This is a genomic window from Arthrobacter sp. OV608 (assembly GCA_900110595.1).
In the GTDB taxonomy this organism is placed as follows: Bacteria; Actinomycetota; Actinomycetes; order Actinomycetales; family Micrococcaceae; genus Arthrobacter.
On sequence record FOEZ01000007.1, the window covers coordinates 131,921 to 153,677 of the forward strand.

The window sequence follows — 21,757 nt, forward strand, 5'->3', positions numbered from 1 at the left end:
TTACACAAAGCGCCCCTTGGATAGAGCCGCCCCTTAAGCAGACGCCGCCTGACGTGCCCGGTAGGCGGCCACATGCGCCCGGTTGGCGCAGTTTCCTGTATCGCAGTAGCGCTTGGACCTGTTCCTGCTGAGGTCCAGCACGGCAGCATCGCAGTCCTCGGCCTCGCAGATGCGCATCCGGTCCATCTCTTTGCCGCGGATGACGTCCGCCAGCGCCATGGCGGCTTCCGTGCTCATCCTGTCCACCAGCGGGGCGTCGGGGGTGGTGGCGTGGAGGTGCCAGTCCCAGTCATCGTGTTTAACAAGCTGCGGCAGTGCGTTGGCGTCCCGCAGCAGCCGGTTGACTGTCTCGACGGCGGATCCTTCGTCCGCCGTCCACAGTTCCGCGAGCTGTTGGCGAAGCTGGCGCACGCTAACCAGCTCGTTGTGGTCCCGGGTACGGGATCCGGTGAACCCCTCAGCTGCCAGGAACCGGTCCAGGTCCGCAGTGGACTCCAGTCCCTCAGTTCCGTTGGCCGCCGAATTGATCAGATTAACCACCGTGCGCAGGGCCACCTCAGTGTCAGGGGCAAAAACCATCTTGACTCCTTACAGCGCTGTCCCGTACTGTCATGACCATCACCCTACTTTACTCCTGACAGGAGGCGACGATGCCTGCCGCACACAGCCGCACCCCGAAGCTTGGGGCGAAGGCCAGCAAGCGCAACTTCCTCGCCTCCGGCCTGGGCATTGCACTGTTCTCGTCCGCCGTCTTCGGCACATCCGGATCTTTTGCCAAGGCATTACTGGAAACTGGCTGGTCCCCGGGCGCGGCGGTCACCGCGCGGCTCACTGGCGCGGCCCTGATCCTCGCCGTGCCGGCGGTTGTCGCCCTCCGCGGCCGCTGGCACCAGCTCCGCACCAACTGGATAACCATCCTGCTCTTCGGGCTGATCGGCGTTGCCGCGTGCCAACTGTTCTACTTCAACGCCGTGGCAAGGCTCTCGGTGGGGGTTGCCTTGCTGCTGGAATACCTGGCGCCTGTCATTATCGTGCTCTGGCTCTGGGCGGCCAGCCGGAAGCGCCCCCGGATTCTGACGTTCGGGGGAACCCTGCTGTCGCTCGCCGGCCTGGTCCTGGTCCTTGATCTCACCGGTGCGGTCAAGATCGACATCGTGGGTGTTCTTTGGGGTGTTGCCGCCGCGGTTTGCCTCGCCATCTACTTCTTTATCACCGCCAAGGAGAATGACTCGCTTCCGCCCATCGTCCTGGCCTCCGGTGGGTTGATGGTGGGCGCAGCCGTGATGTGGCTCGCAGCCGCCACGGGTTTGTTGCCCATGGCCTTCAGTACTGCCGACACCACGCTGGGTCCTTGGGTGACGCCCTGGTGGGTATCGCTGACCGGGTTGATCATCCTGGCCACCGTGCTGGCATACGTTTCCGGGATTATGGCCGCGCGGGCGCTGGGCTCCAAAGTGGCGTCCTTCGTGTCGCTGACCGAAGTCCTTTTCGCCGTGATCTGGGCATGGCTGCTGCTGGGCGAACTTCCGGCCGCCATCCAGCTACTGGGCGGCGCGCTGATCGTGGGCGGCGTCATCCTGGTCCGGCTCGACGAACTGCGCGCTCCCGTTGCCGGGCCAACTGCTGGGGCCATGGCGGCACCCAAGGCCGCGTCGCCTCTGGAACACGCGAACGACGTCGAGCCCGTCCCTTAGTGGGGGCTGTCCGTTAAAGGCGGAAGGTCCGGACACCTTGCGGTGCCCGGACCTTCCGGACGCTTCCCAGGGAAGACGTCAGCCCTGCGAAGCCTGCGTCTGCTGTTCGGCGTTCTGCTTTGCCCGGTTGCCGGCTTCCCTAAGGGCTTCAGCAACCTGGTTCAGCTTCGAGGTGTGCTCGCCGCGCCACTGGTCCTTGAACTTGTCCGCGTCCGGTCCCCGCCAGTCGACCTGGTCCAGGAAGTTGGTGAGCTTATTGCGCTGCGATTCAATTTCGCTAGCACCGTGCTCAAGCTTGCCGCCGAGCTGGCGAAGCTGCTCAACGTCTGCACCCCAAATAGCCATGAGTTTCTCCTTGTAAATCGTGGATCCGAACCAGGTCGGCGTCCCCAGCGGCCCCCCGGCTTCTCCGGAAGATCCAATGCCTCAAACCTATCCCGGCCCCCAAAACAGTGTCGATGGGCACCCCTGCCCATGCCGTACTCCCCATGGAGGGGAGTTTCACCAATGTTTGTGGAGGGGTCGATCCTTGGCGATCCAGAGCCTAGCATGGCGGTATGTGCCGGAATATTCGAACCCTCCACAACTTCGAGCCCCATGCAACGTCTGAGGAAGTGCATGCCGCTGCGCTTCAGTACGTGCGGAAGGTCAGCGGCAGCACCAAGCCGTCCAAGGCCAACCAGGAGGCCTTCGAGGAGGCAGTCCACGAGATCGCCCACATCACCCAGCACCTCCTGGATTCCCTGGTCTCCCAGGCGCCGCCCAAGGACCGGGATGCAGAGGCTGCGAAGGCAAGGGCCCGCGCGGCCGTGCGCTACGGCGCTGCCTGAGCGCTAGGTTTCCTGCCAAAATTGCGCAGCCGCAGCGAGTTGGCAACCACCAGGACCGAACTGGCTGCCATCGCGGCGCCGGCGATCATGGGATTAAGCAGGCCCAGCGCGGCCACCGGGATGCCCACGGCGTTGTAGAAAAAGGCCCAAAACAGGTTGGTTTTGATGGTGGCCAGGGTCCTGCGGGACAGTTCGATGGCTTGGACCACCTGCGACAGGTCGTTGCCCATCACGGTCAGGTCCGCCGCCTCGATGGCAACGTCGGTGCCTGATCCCATGGCAATCCCGAGATCGGCCTGGGCCAACGCCGCAGCATCGTTGACGCCATCGCCGGCCATCGCCACCGTGGCGCCGCCCGCCTGAAGTGTCTTCACCACTTCCACCTTGCCCTCGGGCAGCACCCCTGCGTAGACGTCTGCGGGATCAATGCCGACGGCGGCTGCCACCTGCGCGGCGACGGCGGCGTTGTCGCCGGTCAGCAGGAGGGGCCGCAGGCCCAAGGCCTTCATGCGTTCCACCGCGGAGGCTGAGCCGGGCTTGATGGTGTCGCGAAGGCTGATGATCCCGGCAACTGAGCCGTCTACCCCCACCCAGATGGCCGTGGCGCCGGTAGCTTCCGCCGCTGCCAGGGCCTGTGCCTGGATCGAGGTGATGGCGATACCGTTCTGCCCAAGCCAGGCGGTGCGTCCGGCGGTGACCTGCCTGCCTCCAACGGTTCCCGTGACACCGCCGCCCGGCGCCGACCGGAAGTCCCGCACCGCCGGCAGGTGTCCGCCGTCGTACGTTTCCGGGTGATCTCCGCGCGTTTCCTGGGCAGCAGCGGCGGCAATGGCGCGGGCCACCGGATGCTCCGAGGCCGCCTCGACGGAGCCCGCCAGCAGCAGGACTTCACGCTCCGCAAACCCCTCGAAGGCGAGGGTGGAATCCACCGCCAGCGCGCCGTCGGTGACGGTGCCGGTCTTGTCCAGCAGGATGGTGTCCACCGTCCGCGTGTCTTCAAGCACCTGCGGACCCTTGATCAGGATGCCCAGCTGTGCGCCACGGCCCGTCCCGGTGAGGAGGCCAACGGGAGTGGCGAGCCCCAGGGCGCACGGGCACGCGATCACCAGGACGGCGACGGCGGCCGTAAAGGCCGAACGCAGCCCCCCGCCCGGGGCTCCCGGACCAGCAACGAGGAGCCAGAAGACAAAGGTGAGCGCGGCGATGGCCAGGACCACGGGAACAAACACTGCGCTGATGCGGTCCGCGAGGCGGGCGATGGGAGCTTTGCCCGTCTGGGCCTGGGACACCAGGCGCGCCATCTGCGCCAGGGTAGTTTCCGAACCCACGCGGGTGGCCCTGACCAGCAGGCGGCCGGAGGTGTTGATGGTGGCGCCGGTGACCTTGCTGTCCGGTCCCACTTCCACCGGCACTGACTCGCCGGTCACCAGTGACGCGTCCACCGCGGAGGACCCGTCGATAACAACGCCGTCCGTGGCAATTTTTTCGCCGGGACGGACCACCAGGACATCGCCTGCCTGGAGCTGTTCGGCCGGGATCCTCCGTTCCCGGCCGTCCTTGAGTATGGTGGCGTCCTTCGCGCCCAGGCTCAGGAGGGCGTGCAGGGCGTCGCCCGCCTTTTGCTTGGCGTTGGCTTCGAGATAGCGGCCCAGGAGCAGGAAAGTGGTGACAACGGCAGCCACCTCGAAATACAGGCCACCCTGCTCCATTCCCTCCATGCCGGGGTGCTGGGTCAGCAGGGGATCGGAGAACAGCTGCCAGGCTGAGAAAAGGTAGGCGGCCGCCACCCCGATCGACACCAGCGTGTCCATGGTTGACGCGAAGTGGCGGGCATTGATGGCGGCCGCACGGTGGAACGGCCAGGCAGCCCAGGTGACCACGGGCAGGGCCAGCGCGGCGGCCGCCCAGCCCCATTGGGGGAACTGGAAGGCGGGGACCATCGAGATCAAGAAGACCGGCACCGTAAAGAGGGCGGCCAGGACCAGACGTGGACGCAATTGGCCTGCAGCGCTGTGCACGTTATCCGCGGTGCCGCGGGACGCTTGCTCTGCATGCTCGCTCGTGCCTCGCTTAGACGCATGCTGCCGCAAGCCCCCCGTGTCACTGTTTCCAGATGGCCCTGCGGAGGTGCCATTTGCGACCGGCGCAACAGTGCCTGGGACCGCGCGGATTTTGGCCTTATATCCTGCTGCCTCGACCGTGGCTGTGAGCTGCTCGTCGGTGATGCCCTCGGGGACTGTTACATGAGCGGATTCGAGGGGGAGGTTGACCAGGGCCTGGACGCCTTCAAGTTTGCCGAGCTTTTTTTCCACGCGGTTAACGCAGGATGCGCAGGTCATGCCCTCGATGTCGAGCTCCACCACCCGGTTTCCTGGCTGGTGGAGGAGGTCCTGGTTGCTCATGTGTTCCCTGTTCCTTGCTGGTATCAGTGCCGGTGCTTAGGCCTCGTTGGCAACCACCAGGTAGCCCGCTTCCGCAACTGCTTCGCCGATTTCGGACGGCGACAGATCGTCGCTGGAGGTGATGGTGACGGTAGAGATACCGCCGGCGTTGAGTTCGATGTCCACTGCCTCTACGCCTGCAAGGGCCTCAAGTTCTTCGCTGACGGCGGAGACGCAGTGGCCGCAGGTCATTCCGGAAACGCTGACGGTGGTGGTGGTAGGGGAGGTGGTGCTCATGGCTGCTCCTTGTTGTTCGGCCGGCACAGTGGGCCGGTTCGTTCGCCGGCGTTCGCCGGATGGCTGGTGATGTGGAATTCGGGGTTACCGCAGGAGCCGGCCGATGGCGTCGGCGGCTTCCTTGACTTTGGCGTCGATCGCTTCTGCCCGCAGGCCCGGGTCCGGTTCGGCGGCGGCCCCCACGACGCAGTGGCCGATGTGCTCTTCCACGAGCCCCAGGCTGACGGCGTGCAGGGCTTTGGTGACGGCGGATACCTGGGTGAGGATGTCGATGCAGTACTTGTCCTCATCCACCATGCGGGCAATGCCGCGTACCTGGCCTTCTATGCGTTTGAGGCGCCGCAGATAGGCGTCCTTGTTCCCTGTGTAGCCGTGCTGGGCCCCTTCGTGGTCCGTGCCAGCTTCAACAGCTGCATCCGCCACTGCTTCTTCCGTTGCGCTCATGTTTTTAAGAGTAATACCCCCGAGGGGTATACTGCAAGTACCCCCTGGGGGTATTCAGTACATTCGGGGGCAACAAAAAAGCTCCGGAGTGCGTTATTGGGGGATACGCACTCCGGAGCAGCTCTTGGGCAAAACCGGCGTCCAAACTCCTTGGAGCCGGCCTGCTTGATTCAGCTTACTGGGTGGTAGTCACCTCCGCCAGCACATCGAATAACTACTTTCGCTTTACTTTCTACGCTCTTAATTCGGCTCGAACAGCATGCTGCCGAAGGGTCAAGTCCGGTCCTCATGGGCCGGCATCCGGTAGGGAACTACGAGTACCGGGCGGCTCTGGTGGTGCACCAGCCACGCCCCAACCGACCCATTGAGTGCTTCGGTAAGCCGGTGAGTGAACCCCCGCTCCGAGGTGCCCACCACAATCATCGGTGCATCACTCTCTGCTGCAAGCCTGGCCAGGGCGCGGGCAGGATCACCCGCAAGGGTGCGGAATGTCCACTCTGTGCGCCCGGCTTCGGCTGGCACGTCGGCCATCGCTGCTTCTATGGCACCCCGCAGCTCGGACGATACAGCCCTGATTTCGTCGTCGTCCGTGTCCGGGTGGAGGGAGAGCCGGTGGGCGGAGCGTGCAGGATCCCATTCCACCAGGTAGCTGGCCTCGTCAACGTAAGCGCAGAGCAACGGCCTTTTGAGGCGGGCGGCGAGGATCGCGGCGGTCTGCAGCACCTCAGGATGCTGCTTGGGCGCGATGCCTACCAGCAGGGGGGATGAACCGCTGAACCGATCTGATGTCATAGCTCATTCTCGGCCTCCCGGACAGCCTTTGAACAGGGCAATTAGTGTGGCCCGTCACGAAGCAGGTGAAGCCGTGACCACCACATTCTTGCCCCAGGGGTCCTCCGTGAAGCAGCTGATGAGGACCAGCCGGTTTGGCACGATGCTCCAGATGGGACTGTCCTTAAGGCTGGACTTCACGTAGGTGGTCACGTTGTCCACCGTGTAGGGGATGGTGCCGGTTGCGGTGTCCACCTCAAACCTGTCGCCCACAGCCGCCGCTGAGCTCAAGTGGTTGAACGGTGCGTCCGCACCTTCCCAGCTGTGTCCGATCACGTATGTGGTGTTTGTTGATCCCTGCCCCGGGCTCCCAAAGGGTGTCAGCCAGTAGCCGTCCTTGGTGGCCGGCGGCTCCACCGTTTGGCTGGCTTGGGCTGCAGCATCCACATCAAGCGGATGGACCGGAATGTCCAGCCCGGCGGAGGCATAGCGGATACGCAGTGGTTCAGCCGCTGCCGGTAGGGCCGGGGAAGGCGGCTGGAGAGGCAAGGGTGGCTGGAGGGCCGAATTGGCCAGGGCCTGCGCCTGCCCTTCAGCCGCCCCCGAGCCGTCTGCGACCGAGCCGTCTGCCCCGGTTCCGTCCGCCGCCTTGGTCCCCCCTGCTGCCGCCGTTTCCGTGGCCTTAGGGGCGGCGTCCCGGGAAACGATCCCGGCCGCCGGAGCTCCCAGCACTGCACTGTTTCCGCCGGCAGCCACCTGCATGTGGTGGAAAAGCGGTGCGCCGAAGGTCAGGGACAGAAAGGCCAGAACCCCGAACAGGAGGATGGCCAGGTCTCCCCGGTTCCAGCTCCGCCGCCTGCGCTCCTTCCGGACCACGTGCCGGCTGCGTTCCTTGAACATGCTGCTCCTCAACACTTGCAGGTAGAAAGGAAGGCGCCCCGCCGGGCACTGGCGGGACGCCTTCCTGTCAGGAAGCCGCGGTTTGCGGCGCAACCGGTGTCAGCCGGTTTGTTTCAATCGGCCAGGAGCTGCGTACGGCGGCTGCGGCGGAAAGCCACTGCCGCACCTGCTGCCAACAATGCGACCACGCCTGCCAGCCAGGACGGGCTGTTGGAGCCGCCCACCGCCGTCTGGGCGTTGTAGCCCTGGTTGGTCCCCAAGTTGGCCGTTGCTCCTGCGCCGGCAACTGCAGCGGCTTGCTGCCGGGGCTGGCTTACGGGCGGCTGGACAACCGCCGGGGTTTGAGGAACGACGACGGGCGCTGCTGCCGGCGGAACCACCGCGGCCTGCTGGACAGGGGTGACAGGAGTTTCCACGACGGGTGTGACCACTGCCGGAGGTTCGACGACGGGCGGTTCCACGACCGGCGGGTTCACCACGGGTAGGTTCACGACCGGGGGCTGCTCTGCAGGAGGCGTCACCACCGGATCGATCACCTCACCCGGGGGCAGCGCGGCCCCGCAATCGTTGACGTATTGGATCTTTCCTGCGTTGTTCCAGTTCAACCCACCGGGCAGCTTGGGCGTGGGAGGAATGATGTCTTCGGCGTGCTGTGCGTGTCCGCCTATGCCGTTGACGTTGAAGGACAGCGGTGTAAGCGTAGTTCCGTCCCGGTGGCAGACCACCACCTGGTCGGAGGCGGCCATGGCAGGTGCGGTGAGGCTGATCAGCCCCAGCCCCACAACCCCCAAAGTGGCAAAGGTACGTTTCATTGTTTTCTCCCCAGTGTGTAGTGAACGGACCATGATGAGGAGGAGTAGCGATTGCGCCGAATGCCCCAGCAGCACGGTCAGCTTGCTTGAGATTTCAGGCTAGGCGGGCGGCAGGAACCAGTCGCGAGTAGGCGGTACTCGTCTTTCCGGGACAGCGGAAGTGCCGGTTACTTGTGGGTACCCGAAAATTCCGCAGCCCTACTTGCCCGGGCTCCCAGTCCCTTGTAGCCCGCCGGACCCACGCCTAACGTTGAATTGGACGAAAGGGCGTGGATAGATGCAAATATTCATGTGGTGGCTGGACCTGGACCTCGCCAGCAAGGAGTGGCTGCGGGAGAACCTTCGTGCCGGGGAACTTCCGCTTCCGGTCCTGCAGGGGATCGCTGAGGCCGGTGGTCCCCATCCGGAGAACCCCGCCGCGGTGCTGACGGCGGCGGACTGGGACTTCATCGAGACGCAGTCGGAGTTCGTGGACTGACCCGCGCCCACGCCCCCTTTCAGGCTAAAAACGTTGCGGGCTGCCCGGGGCGGTGGTTGCATGGTGGGCATGGCAACCCAAGGAAGTTTTGTCTTAGCGGTCGGAACCAAAAAAGGCCTGTGGCTGGCCACCAGCCCGGACAGGCGCGAATGGTCTTTCACCGGCCCGCATTTTTTGATGAGTGAGATTCCCAGCATTGGGATCGACACCCGGGAAGGCCGCACCCGGATCATGGTGGGTGTCCGGAACGAGCATTGGGGGCCAACGGTGGCCCACTCGGACGATCTCGGCGCCACGTGGTCCGAGCCCGAACAGGGTGCCATCACGTTTCCCGAAGACACGGGCGCCGCACTGGAACGCATCTGGCAGATTTATCCGGACGCCGAGTCCCGCCCCGGAGTGGTCTGGGCAGGTGCGGAACCTATCTCCGTGTGGAAGTCCACGGACGGCGGCGAACACTTCGAGCTGAACCGGGGCCTCTGGGACCACCCGCACCGCAGCGATTGGGGCGCCGGCTACGGCGGCGCGGCCGCCCACTCGATCGTGGTGCATCCCCAAGGTGAAACAGTCCACGTTGCCATGAGCACCGGCGGTGTCTACCGCTCGCTCGACGGCGGCACCTCCTGGGAGGCGCGCAACAAGGGGATCTCGGCCTACTTCATGCCCGATCCCAACCCCGAGTTTGGACAATGCGTGCACAAGATCGCGGCGGATGCCGCCGTCGACGGCCGCCTTTATGCCCAGAACCACCACGGTGTGTACCGCACGGATGACAACGCGGAGAGCTGGACCTCCATTGCCGAGGGCCTGCCGGCAGACTTCGGCTTCGTGATGCTGACCCACCCGCGGCGGGAAGGAACGGCCTGGGTAGTGCCGCTGAAGGCAGACGGCGAGCGTATCCCGCCCAACGGAGAACTGGCGGTCCACCGCACAGATGACGCCGGGGGCAGCTGGAGGAGGCTGGACAACGGGCTTCCCCGTGGCGAGTACAACAGCGTCCTGCGCGACGCCGCGTCCGTGGATCCAGCGGAGCCGGCAGGCGTCTACTTCGGAACACGCGGGGGTACGGTCTACGCCAGTGCCGACGAAGGGGAGACGTTTACGGAAGTGGCGTCGCACTTGCCCGACGTCCTGTGCGTGCGGGCGGCAGTGGTGGCCGGTGCCTGACATTTCGGTGGTGCTGCCCAGCATCCTGCAGCCACTGGCCGGCGGGCAGTCGGTTCTGACTGCGCCCGCCGACGGGCCCGTGACCGTGGCAAAACTGCTGGATTCCATTACCGCCGACTTCGCCGTGCTGGCCAGGCGGCTCCGGGACGAGACGGGAGCCTTGCGGCGGTTCGTGAATGTCTACGTGGATGGCGACGAGGTGCGCCGGCTGCAGGGCCTGGACACTGAAGTGGCGCCGGGCCAGGAGGTACTGGTCATCCAGTCAGTGGCGGGCGGCTGACACCACGGCCGGGCGCTCAGGGTTCGCAGAGCTGCGGGCAGTCCTTACTGACTACACCCGCAGCTGGGGCCTGGCTTCTCCGGCCGTACGGGGAGTCCGGCTCAGGCGACCCGCCATACGCTGCATTCGTCCGTATTGATTGCTTTGCGCAGGCCGGTGATCCTGTCCTGGATCCACACCACACCGATTCCCGGCGCTGTTTCCTGGACCCTGCCCCGGCGGATCACTACGTCGTCGTAGGAAGGGCCAACCGAGAGGCGGGCTTCAATTTCATCGCCGCGGCGGAGCTGGTCCAATGTGCGGACCCGGGTTACATGGGCTGCTGCTTTCTTCAACATGGCGGGACCTCCTGGCTGGAGCTGGTGCCGGCTCTTGCCTGCATTACCAGTGTGGAGGGGCAATGTTGCGCCCTGGTTTCCTGATGGTTAGGCGCGGGTTAGTTCTTTGGGCCGGAGCTGTTTCGTGCCAACGGCGCTACGCCGCCTCGCGGTTCCGGTAGGCGGCGAGGAACGTTGAGATCCGGCGGACGGCTTCCTCGATGTCCAGGACGGACGGGAGGATCACAAACCGGAAGTGGTCCGGGGTGGGCCAGTTGAACGCCGAGCCGTGGGATACCAGGATCTTCTGGTCCCTCAACAGGTCCAGCACAAACTGCTCGTCGCTGGCGATTGGATAGAGCTCAGGGTCCAGCCGGGGAAACAGGTACATGGCCCCCTCTGCCGGGACGCAGGTGATGCCCGGGATGGCGGTCAGCAGCTTGTGCGCGAGGTCGCGCTGTTCCCGGAGCCGGCCGCCGGGGCGCACCAGCGCCTCGATGCTCTGGTAGCCGCCCAGGCAGGTCTGGATGGCATGCTGGGCAGGAACGTTGGGGCACAATCTCAGGGATGCCAGCAGTTCCAGGCCCTCGCGGTACGCGGCGGTGGCGGCCAGGGGCCCGGTGACGGCGACCCAGCCGGCGCGGTAGCCGGGCATCCGGTAGGCCTTGGACAGGCCGCTGAAGGTCAGGCAGCAAATGTCCTCGGCAACGGCCGCCGTGTGGATGTGCACGGCATCCCCGTAGAGCACCTTCTCGTAGATTTCGTCGGAGAAGAGGACCAGGTTGTGCTTCCGGGCCAGGGCGGCGAACTGTTCCAGGATGTGGCGGGGGTAGACGGCCCCGGTGGGGTTGTTCGGGTTGATGATCACGATGCCCTTGGTCCGGCTGGTGATCTTTGCCTCGACATCGGCCATGTCCGGCCACCAGTTCTCTGCCTCGTCACAGAGGTAATGGACAGGCGTTCCGCCGGTCAGGGTCACCGCTGCCGTCCACAGCGGGTAATCGGGTGCCGGGACGAGGATTTCGTCGCCGTTTTCCATAAAGGCCTGCAGGCACATGGAAATCAACTCGCTGACCCCATTGCCGATGAAGACGTCCTCCACGCCGATCTGCATCAGGCCGCGGGTCTGGTAGTACTGCGAGATGGCCGTCCGTGCGGAGAAGATCCCCTTGGAGTCGCTGTAGCCCTGTGCGCCCCGCAGGTGGTGGATCATGTCCACCACCACCGATTCCGGCGTCTCCAGGCCGAACGGCGCAGTATCGCCCAGGTTCATCTTCAGGATCCGGTGGCCCTCCGCCTCCATGTTCTTGGCTGCCTGCAGGATCGGCCCGCGAAGTTCGTACCGGACGTTCTGGAGTTTGCTGGAATGTTGCATGGCGCGCATGGTTGATCTTTTCACAAACGCCGGCCTCCGGTGGCTCCGGTTACGGTGCCAGCCGGTCCCCTTTCCGGTGCACCCGGAGCCAGCGGAAACCGTAACGGCCCAGCTCCACCGTGAAGCCGCCGTCGGGCTCCAACGGCACGCTGCCGCCGTCGAACACGTCCAGCAGGGACGCATCCCTGAAAGCACCCGCCGGTCCATCCGGGGCACCCGCCGAGACACTGACCTTCACCGGGTCCGCCCCCAGGTTGTGCAGGAGCACCAGCAGACCACCATCCGAGCTGCAGGTGTGGGCGAAAACCGCCGGTTCGGGCTGATCGATGAGGGCGAAGCCGCCCCACCCCAGCTCGGCGTTCTCCCGGTACCGCAGGATCAGCGTGGCCATGAAGTTGAACAGCGAATCCGGGTCCCGCCTGGCGGCTGCCGCGTTGACGTGTTCCGGGCCGTACTCTCCCCGTGCCAGGGGAACGGCCAGGTCCGCCGCCTTGGCCGTGGAAAAGCCCCCGTTTTTCCCGTCACTCCACTGCATGGGGGTGCGAACGGCGGCCCTGCTTTTGAGCCGGAGGTCCTCACCCATGCCGATCTCTTCCCCGTAGAACAGCACCGGGGTTCCGGGCAGGGAGAACATCAGGGAGTACACCATCCGCAGGCGTTCCTGGTCGCCGTCCAGCATCGGTGGAAGCCGGCGGCGCAGGCCGCGCCCGTAGATCTGCATGTTCTTCGCGGGCCCGAAGGCGGCAAAAACCTCCCCGCGCTCGGCGTCCGTGAGCTTGTCCAGGGTGAGTTCGTCATGGTTGCGCACAAACATGGCCCACTGGTTGTCCGGGTGCAGCTGTGGACGGCTCTTGAGGGTCTCGGCCAGGGGCCGCGCATCCTGCCGGGCGAGCGAGAGGTAGAGGTGCTGCATGGACAGGAAGTCGAACTGCATGTTCAGTTCATTGCCCTCGGGGCCGCCGAAGTACTCCAGCTGTTCCTTATACGGCAGGTTCACCTCGCCGAGCAGCACGGCGCTGCCGTTGCGGCGGTTAAGGAAGCTGCGCAATGCCGTGAGGTAGTCGTGCGGATCCCTGTTGGCGGCCTCGTCCTTGGGCTGGCCGCGGGTTTCGAGGAAGAAGGGCACGGCGTCCAGCCGGAAACCGTCCAGTCCCAGTTCCAGCCACAGGCCCATGGCTTTGGCAATCTCGTTGCGTACGGCGGGGTTGGTGACGTTCAGGTCCGGCTGGTGCTTGGCGAACATGTGCAGGTACCACTCGCCGGTGGCGTCATCCTTGTTCCACAGGGAGGTCTCCTCGCCGGGGAACACCACCTCAGCGGAGGTGTCCGGGGGTGTGTCGCTGCGCCACACGTAGTAGTCCCGGTACTTGTTGTCCTTGGACTTCCGGGCTTCGACGAACCAGGGGTGCTGGTCCGAGGTGTGGTTCACCACGAAGTCGGCGATGACCCGCATGCCCCGGTCCCGGGCGGCGCGGATGAACTCCACCAGGTCGCCCATGGTGCCCAGCCGGGGGTCAACGGTGAAGAAATCGGTGACGTCGTAGCCGTCGTCCCGGTCCGGCGACGGGTAGAAGGGCATCAGCCAGATGCAGGTCACGCCGAGGGCTGCCAGGTAGTCCACGCGCTGGGTGAGGCCGGCGAAGTCGCCGCAGCCATCGCCGTCGTCGTCAAAGAATGTCTCCACGTCCAGGCAGTAGATCACCGCGTTCTTCCACCAGAGGTCCGATGTTTCGGCGAGCCTCATGCTGTTACGTCCGACGCCGGTTCGGCACCGGCCGCCGCGAACTGCGGGACCGCCGGGGTGCTGCTGCCAGGCGCGCGCAGCTGCGGCAGCACCTCCGCGGCAAACGTGTCGATAAACGGTGCCTGCTCCTGGCCCACGAAGTGCAGGTAGAGCTCGTCGAAGCCCAGGTCGGCATAGCCGCCGAGCCACTCCACGTGCCGGTCCAGGCTTGCCGAGACGTTTACCGTTGTGCGGACCTGCTCCGCTGTCACGTGTTCGCCCACCGCGTCGAAATGCCCGGCTGTGGGCAGGTCCCAGGGTATGGGCGGAGGGTAGGTGTTGGTGCGCCACTGGTCCAGGGCAACTGCCACCGCCTCGTCCTCGCTCCCGGCCCAGGACAAATGGACCTGCAGGAATGCTTTGCCCGTCCCGCCGTTGTCCCGGTAGGCGGCGAGCATCTCCTTGAGGGTGGCGGCTGGCTGGTTCACGGTGACCAGGCCGTCCGCCCAGGCGGCGGCCCTGCGGGCCGTGTCCACGCTGACGGCCGGCGCGATCAGGGGCGGCGGGGTTTCCGGGACGTCCCAGATCCGCGCCTCTTCCACTGTGACCAAGCCGCGGTGGGTGACTTCGCCGCCACGGTGCAGGCGCCGGATCACGTCCACGCACTCCTCGAGGCGGCGCTGGCGGACGTCCTTGGCCGGCCAGCCGTCACCGGTGATGTGCTCGTTCATGTTCTCGCCGCTTCCGGGGGCGAACCAGAACCTGCCGGGGAACATGGAAGCCAGCGTGGCGGAGGCCTGGGCGATGATGGCCGGGTGGTACCGCTGGCCGGGCGCGGTGACCACGCCGAACCGAAGGTTGGTGGTGGCCAATGCGGCACCCAGCCAGGACCAGGCGAAGCCGGAGTGTCCCTGCCGGGCCGACCACGGCTCGAAGTGGTCCGAGCACATGGCGGCGTCAAAGCCCGCCCGCTCCGCGTGCTGGACGTCCTGAAGGAGCTGGCCGGGGCTGATCTGTTCGTGGGAAGCGTGGAAGCCGACAGTAACCATCGTTAACCTCTACCCGTCCGGCGCGTGCTCTGTCGAGGGTTTTCCGCCGGTGAAGTGCTCATACGCGGCAGCGTGCAGCCGGCCTGCCACTTGTCAGATAAGTTTGTAACTTGTAACACTGCGCTCGCTGTCATCCTGCGCAGGCGGACGCGGAAGGAAGTACCTCTTGTGGGCGGTGTGCTGATCGGGTTGGCGGTGATCGGCGTCGTCATTGCGGTGGGCTACCTTGCCGCGCGGTGCGGCCTGGGCGGGGAACCAACCGTTTCGGCGCTGACGCGGACTGCCTTCTTCATTACCAACCCGGTGCTGCTTTTTACGGTGGTGCTCGAATCCGATATCTCGGTGGTGTTCTCCGCCTACGTGCCGCTGGCCCTGCTGACGGCCGCCGTCACCGCACTGCTGTACGTCACCGCGAGCCGCCTCTGGTTCCGCCGCCCCCTGGCCGAAACAGCCGTTGGCGCCATGGCCAGTTCCTACGTCAACGCCAACAACATCGGCATCCCCATCACGCTTTACGCGCTGGGCGACGCCACCCCGGTGGCGCCCGTCCTGCTGGTCCAGCTGCTCCTGTTCGCCCCGCTGGTCCTCACCCTGCTGGACCTTTCCGAGGCCGGCCGGTTCTCACCGCGGCTGATGCTGACCCAGCCCTTCCGGAACCCGATGATCATCGCCAGCCTGCTGGGCGTGGTCCTGGCGGCGTTCCACGTCAGGCTTCCCGATCCCGTGATGGCCCCGCTGGAACTTCTGGGCGGGGCAGCCGTCCCGGTGGTGCTGCTGGCCTTCGGCATGTCCCTGCACGGGACGCGGATGCTGCAAAGCGGCGGCCACCGGGCGGAGATCCTTACTGCCACCGTGCTGAAGTCCGCGGTGATGCCTGCGGTGGCGTTCGTCGTCGGGCGCTTCCTGTTCAACCTGGAGCACCACATGCTGCTCGGCGTGGTGCTGATGGCGGCGCTGCCGTCCGCGCAGAATGTGTTCCTGTTTGCCAGCAAATACGGCCGTGGAGTCGCGGTGGCGCGGGAAACCATCCTGATGTCGACGGCGGCCGCCGCCCCGGTCCTGGTCCTGATCGTCTGGCTGCTGGCCGGCTGAGCGGTGGCTTTCTACCGGCGGCGGGCTTCCGCCGGGGGCGGTGGCCGGGCAAGAATGGGCAGCATGGAACTTCCCGTGCTGCCGCCCGTCCCGCCCATGCTCGCCAAGGCCGTCAGCGGCATCCCGGAAGGGGACCTCAGCTATGAGCCCAAGTGGGACGGTTTCCGGTCCATCATTTTCCGCGACGGCGACGAGTTGGAGATCGGCAGCCGCAACGAAAAGCCCATGACCCGCTACTTCCCCGAGCTCGTAGCGGCGTTGAAGGAAAACCTGCCGCCGCGCTGCGTGGTGGACGGTGAGATCATCCTCATCGGTTCGTCCGGCGACCGGCTGGACTTCGACGCCCTCCAGCAGCGCATCCATCCCGCGGCCAGCCGGGTGAAGCTGCTGGCCGCCCAGACGCCCGCCTCATTCGTGGCGTTTGACCTGCTGGCCCTGGGCGAGGACGACTACACGGGCCGGCCCTTCACGGACCGGCGGGCGGCACTCGAGAAGGCGCTCGCGGCCAGCAAGGCTCCCGTCCACCTCACTGCGGCCACCACTGACAAGGACACCGCCACCCAATGGTTCGAGCAGTTTGAGGGCGCCGGACTGGATGGGGTGGTGGCCAAACGCCTGGACGGACGGTACGAGCCGGACAAACGGGTGATGTTCAAAACCAAGCACGAGCGCACCGCCGACTGCGTGGTGGCCGGCTACCGCCTGCACAAGAGCGGGCCGGATGCCATCGGCTCGCTGCTGCTCGGCTTGTACAAGGACGACGGCGGCCTGGCCAGCGTGGGCGTGATCGGCGCCTTCCCCATGAAGCGCCGCCAGGAACTGTTCGAACAGCTTCAGCCGCTGGTCACCGACTTTGACAACCACCCGTGGGCCTGGGCAAAGCAGGAGGAGGGCGAACGGACACCGCGCAACGCCGAAGGCAGCCGCTGGAGCGCCGGCAAGGACCTCTCCTTTGTGCCGCTGCGCCCGGAGCTGGTGGTGGAGGTCCGGTACGACCACATGGAAGGCGACAGGTTCCGGCACACCGCCCAGTTCAACCGCTGGCGGCCGGACCGGGAGCCGGAATCGTGCACCTATGGGCAGCTGGAGGAACCGGTCAGCTTTGACCTTGCCTCGGTGCTGGAGACCGGACGGCCGTAGCGTCCAGGACACTCCACAGCCCGTCCGCACGGCAGGGGATCGAGGCTTCCACCAGCGCCTGGCTGTGCGGGTGCCGCGGCGCCGCGAAGAAGTCTTTCGTTTCAGCCACTTCCACCACCTCGCCCTCAAGCAGGACAGCCACCCGGTCACACATGTACCGCACCACGTCCATGTCGTGCGAGATGACGATCAGGGAGAGGTTGTGTTCGCGCTGCAGCCGCAGGAGCAGGTTCAGGATGGTGCGCTGGGTCAACGCATCCAGGGCTGAGGTGGCCTCGTCGCAGATGAGGACCTGGGGTTCCAGCAGCAGGGCGCGGGCAATGGTGGCCCGCTGCAGCTGCCCGCCGGAGCACTGGCCCGGCCGCTTGTCCAGCATGGCCGCATCCAGCTCCACCTCGGCCATTGCGGCGGCGATCCGTTCATCGCGCTGCTCCGGTGTGAGGTCGTGCCCTTTGCGCAGGGGCGCCTGCAGGCTGGTGCGCAGCGTCATCCGCGGATCGAAGGCGCCGTGCGGTTCCTGGAATACCAGCTGCACCGCGGTGGCCTGCCGCGCGCCGGTTGCGTCCAACTGCCGGGTGATGGAGCCCGTGCTGGCAGTTTCCAGGCCGACAATGGCCTTGGCCAGGGTGCTTTTGCCCGAGCCCGACTGGCCCAGCACGCCCAGGATCTCGCCGCGCCGCAGGGTCAGCGAGACGTCCTGCAGTGCCGCGTTCCCCGCTTTCCGCCGGGGCCCGAAATGCTTGCCCACGCTGTCCAGCACCAGGACGTCCCGTTCCGTCGAGGGCGGACGGCGGCGGGACTCGGGCGCCAGCCGTGCGGCGGCCAGCAGCTCACGGGTGTAGGAGGTTTGGGGCCGCGTGAGCAGGTCCCGGGCAGGACCGGTCTCCACGATGCTGCCGGCGTTCATCACCAGCACCCGGTCCGCGTATGCGGCCACGGACGCGATGTTGTGCGTGATGTACAGGATGCCCAGGCCGCGTTCCCGGCGTTCCCTGTCCAGCAGCTGCAGGATCTGACGTTCGAGCATCTTGTCCAGGGCCGACGTCGGCTCATCCGCCAGCAGCATGCCAGGCTGGCCTGCCAGCGCCAGGGCCGTCATGGCGCGCTGCGCCATGCCTCCGGAGAGCTGGTGCGGGTAGGCCCGGGCGCCCTTGGCCGGATCTGCGAAGCCCACTTCGTCGAGCAGTTCGACGGCCTTGCTCCGTGCCTTGGCGCCCCGCAGGCCGGCATGCAGGCGGAGGGGTTCCTTGAGGTGCTGCCCGATGGTCTGGTTCGGGTTGAACATCCTTTTGGGCTGCTGGAACAGCATCCCCAGCCTGCCGCCGCGCACGGAGTTGAGTTCCTGTTCTGACGCGCGGGTCAGGTCGAGGCCGCCGAGCCGGATGGAACCGCCGGTGATTTCCAGGCCCGCCGGCAGAAGCCGCAGGCAGGACATCGCCGTCAGTGTCTTGCCGGAACCGGAACTGCCTACCAGCGCAACGAACTCGCCGGGCTGCACGGACAGGGAGACATCGGAGAGCAGGGGCTTGCGGGAAGTCCCGCCGTCGGGCCCTTGATGGCCCACCTCCAGCCCCTCCAGCACCAGCCCCGGGTTTAGAGGGCTCATTTTTCCGCCGCCAGGGGCAGCAGCAAAGGTGCCTCGGCCATGTGCGCCGCCCGCTGGCCGATCAGGGTGACACAGAGCGCCACAACGAAAATCACCAGGCCCGGCGCGAGGATCCCCATCGGTGCCCGGTCCGCGAAGGGTTGCGCGGCCGCGAGCATGGAACCCCAGTCCGACTGCGGCGGCTGGACGCCCAGGCCAAGGTAGGAGAGCGCACCCACACTGATGAGCAGGTGACCGAAGCGCAGGGTGGCCTGGCCCAGGATGGGCGCAGCGAGATGGGGCAGTACGTGCCGGAAGATGATGAACGACGGCGGGCAGCCCACCACGCGGGCGGCCTCCACAAAGCCTCGGGCTGAGACGTCGTACGCGAGGGTCCGGGCCAGGCGGGCGAAGGGCGTCCAGCCCGTCACTGTCAGGGCGAGCAGCAGCGGCCCGAAGCCCGTGCCCAGCGCCGCCACGATGAACAGGGCTACCACCATTTCCGGCAGGGCCAGCAGGACATCGTTGGTGCGGGTCAGGAATTCATCCACCCAGCCCCTCCGGCGCGCGCTCAGGATGCCGATGGCCACGCCGAGCAGGCACGTCAGCACCGTAGCCAGGGCGGCCACAGACATGGAGAACTGACCGCCTTCGAGGGTCCGGCTGAGGGTGTCCCGGCCCAGGTTGTCCGTTCCCAGCCAGTGCCTTGCCGATGGCCCGGCCAGGCGCTCGGCCAGGTTCTGTTCGGCTGGGGGATAGGGCGAGATCCATGGCGCCAGCAGCACAGCCAGCACAATAATGGCCAGGACGGCGGCGGCCACCGTGGAGACGGTAAACCGGCTACGCAAGGGTTCCTCCCACCGTGCGGCTGAGGAAACGGTGGACGAAGTCCGCCAGAGTGGTCACCCCGACGGCGAGGGCCACCACAACCACTACGCCGCCCTGGGCCAGCGGGATATCGCTGTTCACCACGGCGTCGAAGAGCAGCCTGCCCATGCCCGGTACGGCAAAAATAACCTCCACAATGACCGAACCGCCCAAGAGGCCGGCGAACCACACCGCGAACAGGGTGGATAACGGCACCAGGCCGTTCGGCACCACGTGGCGGAGGATCGCCTGGCCGTGGCTCAGGCCCCGGGCCCGGGCCGCCGGCACGTGCTCTGCCGCTGCTGCATCGACGATCCCGGCGCGGACCGCCGAGGTGAAGAAGCTGATGGGCCGCAGCGCAAGGGTCAGGGCCGGCAGCACCGCGGAGGAGAGGTCGTTCCAGCCGGCTGTGGGCAGGACTGACAGTTTTAGGGCGAAGACCAGGACCAGCACGGGAGCCACCCAGTATTCCGGCATGGCGATCAGGGCCTGGGTCACCGCTGTGATGGCCTTGTCCGCGCCGCTCCCGGGACGCAATCCGGAAATGATTCCCAGCGGGAGTGACACGGCGGCGGCCAGGACCAGTGCCATGGCCACCAGGCTGAATGTGACGGACAGCGCCGGCAGCACCTGCTCCACCACTGGTGTGCGGCTGACGAAGGACAGGCCCATGTCGCCGCTGAAGAAATCCCCGAGCCACCGGAGGTACTGGACGGCCAGGGGATCGTTCAGGCCGAGGCTCTCGCTGAGGCGTTGAACGGAAGCGTCATCGATGGCATCACCGGCCACGCGTGAGCGGATGATCTTGCGCACCGGATCCCCGGGCGTGAAGTAGGGGATCAGGAAGACCGCAAAGGAGGACACCACAACAGCGGCCACCAGGGTGGCCGTCCGTTTGGTGATGAACTGCAGCATTCGCGGCGGGCTTCGGGAACTAGGACGCGGCCTTGGCGGTCTTCGCCGTCAAGACATAGCGGGACAGCGGGTCCTGGACGTAGCCCAGCACGTTGGTGCGGATCGCGTCCGTGGCCTGCTCGTTCACCAGCCAGGCGTTGACGGCCTTGTCCTGCAGGATCTGGCCGGCCTTGGCGTACAGCTTGTAGCGCTCGGTGGTGTCCACGGTCTTGGCGGCGTCAGCGATGATCCGGTCGTACTCCGGGTCGCAGAAGTGGCTCAGGTTGTAGGTGCCTTTACAGGTGTAGTCAGCGGTGAGGAAGCCGATGGGGTCGGCGATGTCGATCAGCCGGTTCCGCTGGCTGAGCAGCATGTCGTAGTTACCAGCCAGGACATCCGGCTCCGCCGAGGCGTATTCCTTGGAGGTGATGGTCACCGGGATGCCGATGTTCTTCAGGTTCTCCTGCACCACGGCGGCGACGTCCGCAAATTCGGCGCGCTCCACGATGGCAATGATCTCGAGGGGCCGGTCCGCCGTGTAGCCGGCACCGGCGAGCAGCTTGCGGGCTTCCTCGATGTCCTGTTGCTGCTTGTCCTGCTTCCCGCCGGCCCAGGGCTCGGACGGCGCGAACGGTCCGGTGGCAGGCAGGGCCGCGCCCTCGTACACGCTCGCGGCCAGGGCGTCGAGGTCCAGCGCTTCCCGGACCGCCTTGCGGACCTCCACGTTGTCCAGCGGGGCGCGGCCGTTGTTCATGTACATGGTGGCGGTGCGGGGGGAATCGGCTCCCAGGACGGTGACGCCGTCGTCCGCTTTCAGCCCCGCGAGGCTTGCGACGGGGATGGACAGCGAGATGTCCGACTCGCCCGTCTGCACCTGGGCGGCGCGCGTGGGGCCGTTGGTGATGAACCGGACTTCGGCGCCGGCAAGCTGCACATCGCCGCCCCAGTAGTTTTCGTTGCGGTCCAGGGTGAGGGACTGCTTTGCCTTCTCCGAGACGGGGGTGAAGGGCCCGGTGCAGTGCCCGAACGGGTCCAGGCCTTCGGGTTTGTAGGCGGCCGGTGCCATGATGCCGGTGTTGACGCTGGCCAGCCGGTAGGGCACCAGCGGGTTCTCGGCGGGAGTGCTGACCCGGACGGTCTGGCCGTCCACTGCGGTGACACTGCTGATCATGGTGCGGTTGAAGGCGCGCGCCGGAACCTTCGCGTCGAGGACGTGGTTGAGCGCCGACACCACGGACTCGGCGGTGACGTCGGTGCCGTCCTGGAACCTGACGCCCTGGCGGATACTGAAGTCCCAGTCCAGGGGTGAGGTCTGCTTCCACTCGGTGGCCAGGGACGGCAGGACCTTGCCCTCGGCCTGGTTGAAGGTGGTGAGCGTTTCCAGGCACCCGGAGAGGGACAGGATGTACGCGGCGTCGGACTCAATCGCCCAGTTCGCCACCGGTGCGCGGAAATTGTCCACCACGATCCGCTGGCTGGTGTCCGCCGCAGCGCTGGGCTGGGTGGCCTGGGTTCCGCTGAAACCGCAACCGGTCAGGGTCAGGGCGGCCGCCGCGGCCACGAGGACGAGGGGACGGAAGGAGGAGCGCACAGGAAACCGCCTAGCAGGGCTGCCGCGGGGAGGGCAGGAATAAAAAGGGGACGGACTTAGGGTAGCCTTC

At 66.3% G+C, this 21,757-nt stretch carries 23 protein-coding genes; 7 read left to right on the forward strand and 16 right to left on the reverse strand.

The genetic code is table 11. The features are described from left to right. Nucleotides 1-33 precede the first annotated feature (33 nt). Nucleotides 34-579: a CGNR zinc finger domain-containing protein gene (locus tag BMX78_RS11335; RefSeq protein WP_091419462.1), complete on the reverse strand. Its 546-nt coding sequence runs from the start codon at nucleotides 577-579 to the stop codon at nucleotides 34-36. A 71-nt stretch (nucleotides 580-650) separates the two neighbouring features. Between BMX78_RS11335 and BMX78_RS11340 the strand changes: the two genes are divergently transcribed. Next, a complete protein-coding gene (locus BMX78_RS11340) occupies nucleotides 651-1,694 on the forward strand; it encodes an EamA family transporter (RefSeq protein ID WP_091419463.1) in 1,044 nt (347 codons plus the stop codon). Nucleotides 1,695-1,772: 78 nt separating this feature from the next. On the opposite strand, the gene BMX78_RS11345 is transcribed toward BMX78_RS11340, so the two are convergent. Then, nucleotides 1,773-2,039, reverse strand: coding sequence for a WXG100 family type VII secretion target (locus BMX78_RS11345; protein ID WP_091419465.1), 267 nt, complete (start codon nucleotides 2,037-2,039; stop codon nucleotides 1,773-1,775). 212 nt (nucleotides 2,040-2,251) lie between these two features. Here BMX78_RS11345 and BMX78_RS11350 point away from each other — a divergent pair, with 212 nt between their 5' ends. After that, a complete protein-coding gene (locus BMX78_RS11350; protein WP_091419467.1) occupies nucleotides 2,252-2,524 on the forward strand; it encodes a DUF2277 domain-containing protein in 273 nt (90 codons plus the stop codon). Here the strand turns inward: BMX78_RS11350 and BMX78_RS11355 are convergent. From BMX78_RS11355 to BMX78_RS11380, 6 genes are all read right to left on the reverse strand, one after another. Continuing rightward, entirely contained in the window at nucleotides 2,509-4,926 is a 2,418-nt protein-coding gene (locus BMX78_RS11355) for a heavy metal translocating P-type ATPase (RefSeq protein WP_091419468.1), read from the reverse strand. The two genes, BMX78_RS11350 and BMX78_RS11355, sit on opposite strands and share 16 nt — an antisense overlap. Before the next feature lie 36 nt (nucleotides 4,927-4,962). Continuing rightward, nucleotides 4,963-5,202: a heavy-metal-associated domain-containing protein gene (locus BMX78_RS11360; protein ID WP_091419470.1), complete on the reverse strand. Its 240-nt coding sequence runs from the start codon at nucleotides 5,200-5,202 to the stop codon at nucleotides 4,963-4,965. A gap of 84 nt (nucleotides 5,203-5,286) precedes the next feature. Then, on the reverse strand, nucleotides 5,287-5,646 hold the full coding sequence (locus tag BMX78_RS11365; protein WP_091419471.1) for a metal-sensitive transcriptional regulator: 360 nt from the start codon (nucleotides 5,644-5,646) through the stop codon (nucleotides 5,287-5,289). A 273-nt stretch (nucleotides 5,647-5,919) separates the two neighbouring features. After that, on the reverse strand, nucleotides 5,920-6,438 hold the full coding sequence (locus BMX78_RS11370; RefSeq protein WP_091419473.1) for a universal stress protein: 519 nt from the start codon (nucleotides 6,436-6,438) through the stop codon (nucleotides 5,920-5,922). A gap of 54 nt (nucleotides 6,439-6,492) precedes the next feature. After that, nucleotides 6,493-7,317 (reverse strand): class F sortase, encoded by an 825-nt coding sequence (locus BMX78_RS11375; RefSeq protein ID WP_091419474.1) that lies wholly within the window; start codon nucleotides 7,315-7,317, stop codon nucleotides 6,493-6,495. Between the two features lie 113 nt (nucleotides 7,318-7,430). Then, nucleotides 7,431-8,129, reverse strand: a complete 699-nt coding sequence (locus BMX78_RS11380; RefSeq protein ID WP_286138918.1) for a hypothetical protein — start codon at nucleotides 8,127-8,129, stop codon at nucleotides 7,431-7,433. A 277-nt stretch (nucleotides 8,130-8,406) separates the two neighbouring features. On the opposite strand from BMX78_RS11380, the gene BMX78_RS11385 reads away from it, so the two are divergent. From BMX78_RS11385 to BMX78_RS11395, 3 genes are read left to right on the forward strand one after another with little or no spacing between them, the layout of a single operon-like run. Continuing rightward, nucleotides 8,407-8,607: a hypothetical protein gene (locus BMX78_RS11385; protein WP_091419476.1), complete on the forward strand. Its 201-nt coding sequence runs from the start codon at nucleotides 8,407-8,409 to the stop codon at nucleotides 8,605-8,607. A gap of 60 nt (nucleotides 8,608-8,667) precedes the next feature. After that, entirely contained in the window at nucleotides 8,668-9,774 is a 1,107-nt protein-coding gene (locus BMX78_RS11390) for a WD40/YVTN/BNR-like repeat-containing protein (RefSeq protein ID WP_091419477.1), read from the forward strand. Further along, nucleotides 9,767-10,054: a MoaD/ThiS family protein gene (locus BMX78_RS11395; protein ID WP_091419479.1), complete on the forward strand. Its 288-nt coding sequence runs from the start codon at nucleotides 9,767-9,769 to the stop codon at nucleotides 10,052-10,054. Before BMX78_RS11390 ends, BMX78_RS11395 begins: the two co-directional genes overlap by 8 nt. A gap of 101 nt (nucleotides 10,055-10,155) precedes the next feature. Here the strand turns inward: BMX78_RS11395 and BMX78_RS11400 are convergent, their stop codons facing one another. The 4 genes from BMX78_RS11400 to BMX78_RS11415 form a co-directional block, all read right to left on the reverse strand. After that, entirely contained in the window at nucleotides 10,156-10,392 is a 237-nt protein-coding gene (locus tag BMX78_RS11400) for a hypothetical protein (RefSeq protein WP_091419481.1), read from the reverse strand. Nucleotides 10,393-10,528: 136 nt separating this feature from the next. Further along, nucleotides 10,529-11,755 (reverse strand): pyridoxal phosphate-dependent aminotransferase, encoded by a 1,227-nt coding sequence (locus tag BMX78_RS11405; RefSeq protein ID WP_091419482.1) that lies wholly within the window; start codon nucleotides 11,753-11,755, stop codon nucleotides 10,529-10,531. Between the two features lie 40 nt (nucleotides 11,756-11,795). Then, entirely contained in the window at nucleotides 11,796-13,490 is a 1,695-nt protein-coding gene (locus tag BMX78_RS11410) for an alpha-amylase family protein (protein WP_091419484.1), read from the reverse strand. Next, nucleotides 13,487-14,518, reverse strand: a complete 1,032-nt coding sequence (locus BMX78_RS11415; protein ID WP_091419485.1) for a TIGR03885 family FMN-dependent LLM class oxidoreductase — start codon at nucleotides 14,516-14,518, stop codon at nucleotides 13,487-13,489. The genes BMX78_RS11410 and BMX78_RS11415 overlap by 4 nt, the downstream gene beginning before the upstream one ends. Before the next feature lie 168 nt (nucleotides 14,519-14,686). Between BMX78_RS11415 and BMX78_RS11420 the strand changes: the two genes are divergently transcribed. After that, nucleotides 14,687-15,610: an AEC family transporter gene (locus tag BMX78_RS11420; RefSeq protein ID WP_091419487.1), complete on the forward strand. Its 924-nt coding sequence runs from the start codon at nucleotides 14,687-14,689 to the stop codon at nucleotides 15,608-15,610. A gap of 63 nt (nucleotides 15,611-15,673) precedes the next feature. After that, entirely contained in the window at nucleotides 15,674-16,750 is a 1,077-nt protein-coding gene (locus BMX78_RS11425) for an ATP-dependent DNA ligase (RefSeq protein WP_091419488.1), read from the forward strand. Here BMX78_RS11425 and nikE read toward each other — a convergent pair. From nikE to BMX78_RS11445, 4 genes are read right to left on the reverse strand one after another with little or no spacing between them, the layout of a single operon-like run. Next, complete coding sequence (gene nikE, locus BMX78_RS11430) at nucleotides 16,707-18,356, reverse strand: nickel ABC transporter ATP-binding protein NikE (protein WP_091419489.1); 1,650 nt, start codon at nucleotides 18,354-18,356, stop codon at nucleotides 16,707-16,709. The genes BMX78_RS11425 and nikE overlap by 44 nt on opposite strands. Beyond that, the gene (locus tag BMX78_RS11435) at nucleotides 18,353-19,183 is read right to left on the reverse strand and encodes an ABC transporter permease (RefSeq protein ID WP_091419490.1); all 831 of its coding nucleotides are present in this window, start codon (nucleotides 19,181-19,183) and stop codon (nucleotides 18,353-18,355) included. The genes nikE and BMX78_RS11435 overlap by 4 nt, the downstream gene beginning before the upstream one ends. Beyond that, nucleotides 19,176-20,117 carry an ABC transporter permease gene (locus tag BMX78_RS11440; protein ID WP_091419491.1) on the reverse strand — a complete coding sequence of 314 codons (942 nt, stop codon included), beginning with the start codon at nucleotides 20,115-20,117 and terminating at the stop codon, nucleotides 19,176-19,178. Before BMX78_RS11440 ends, BMX78_RS11435 begins: the two co-directional genes overlap by 8 nt. Nucleotides 20,118-20,136: 19 nt before the next feature. Further along, a complete protein-coding gene (locus BMX78_RS11445; protein ID WP_091419492.1) occupies nucleotides 20,137-21,687 on the reverse strand; it encodes an ABC transporter substrate-binding protein in 1,551 nt (516 codons plus the stop codon). Nucleotides 21,688-21,757 lie beyond the last annotated feature (70 nt).

Bases quoted from the DNA above. Each gene is read 5' to 3' on its own strand.
- BMX78_RS11355 (WP_091419468.1), bottom strand. From the start codon at position 4,926: ATGAGCAACCAGGACCTCCTCCACCAGCCAGGAAACCGGGTGGTGGAG.
- BMX78_RS11350 (WP_091419467.1), top strand. From the start codon at position 2,252: ATGTGCCGGAATATTCGAACCCTCCACAACTTCGAGCCCCATGCAACG.
- BMX78_RS11400 (WP_091419481.1), bottom strand. From the start codon at position 10,392: ATGTTGAAGAAAGCAGCAGCCCATGTAACCCGGGTCCGCACATTGGAC.
- BMX78_RS11385 (WP_091419476.1), top strand. From the start codon at position 8,407: ATGCAAATATTCATGTGGTGGCTGGACCTGGACCTCGCCAGCAAGGAG.
- nikE (WP_091419489.1), bottom strand. From the start codon at position 18,356: ATGAGCCCTCTAAACCCGGGGCTGGTGCTGGAGGGGCTGGAGGTGGGC.
- BMX78_RS11345 (WP_091419465.1), bottom strand. From the start codon at position 2,039: ATGGCTATTTGGGGTGCAGACGTTGAGCAGCTTCGCCAGCTCGGCGGC.
- BMX78_RS11360 (WP_091419470.1), bottom strand. From the start codon at position 5,202: ATGAGCACCACCTCCCCTACCACCACCACCGTCAGCGTTTCCGGAATG.
- BMX78_RS11370 (WP_091419473.1), bottom strand. From the start codon at position 6,438: ATGACATCAGATCGGTTCAGCGGTTCATCCCCCCTGCTGGTAGGCATC.
- BMX78_RS11415 (WP_091419485.1), bottom strand. From the start codon at position 14,518: ATGGTTACTGTCGGCTTCCACGCTTCCCACGAACAGATCAGCCCCGGC.
- BMX78_RS11380 (WP_286138918.1), bottom strand. From the start codon at position 8,129: ATGAAACGTACCTTTGCCACTTTGGGGGTTGTGGGGCTGGGGCTGATC.
- BMX78_RS11390 (WP_091419477.1), top strand. From the start codon at position 8,668: ATGGTGGGCATGGCAACCCAAGGAAGTTTTGTCTTAGCGGTCGGAACC.
- BMX78_RS11440 (WP_091419491.1), bottom strand. From the start codon at position 20,117: ATGCTGCAGTTCATCACCAAACGGACGGCCACCCTGGTGGCCGCTGTT.
- BMX78_RS11375 (WP_091419474.1), bottom strand. From the start codon at position 7,317: ATGTTCAAGGAACGCAGCCGGCACGTGGTCCGGAAGGAGCGCAGGCGG.
- BMX78_RS11365 (WP_091419471.1), bottom strand. From the start codon at position 5,646: ATGAGCGCAACGGAAGAAGCAGTGGCGGATGCAGCTGTTGAAGCTGGC.
- BMX78_RS11335 (WP_091419462.1), bottom strand. From the start codon at position 579: ATGGTTTTTGCCCCTGACACTGAGGTGGCCCTGCGCACGGTGGTTAAT.
- BMX78_RS11340 (WP_091419463.1), top strand. From the start codon at position 651: ATGCCTGCCGCACACAGCCGCACCCCGAAGCTTGGGGCGAAGGCCAGC.
- BMX78_RS11405 (WP_091419482.1), bottom strand. From the start codon at position 11,755: ATGCGCGCCATGCAACATTCCAGCAAACTCCAGAACGTCCGGTACGAA.
- BMX78_RS11410 (WP_091419484.1), bottom strand. From the start codon at position 13,490: ATGAGGCTCGCCGAAACATCGGACCTCTGGTGGAAGAACGCGGTGATC.
- BMX78_RS11425 (WP_091419488.1), top strand. From the start codon at position 15,674: ATGGAACTTCCCGTGCTGCCGCCCGTCCCGCCCATGCTCGCCAAGGCC.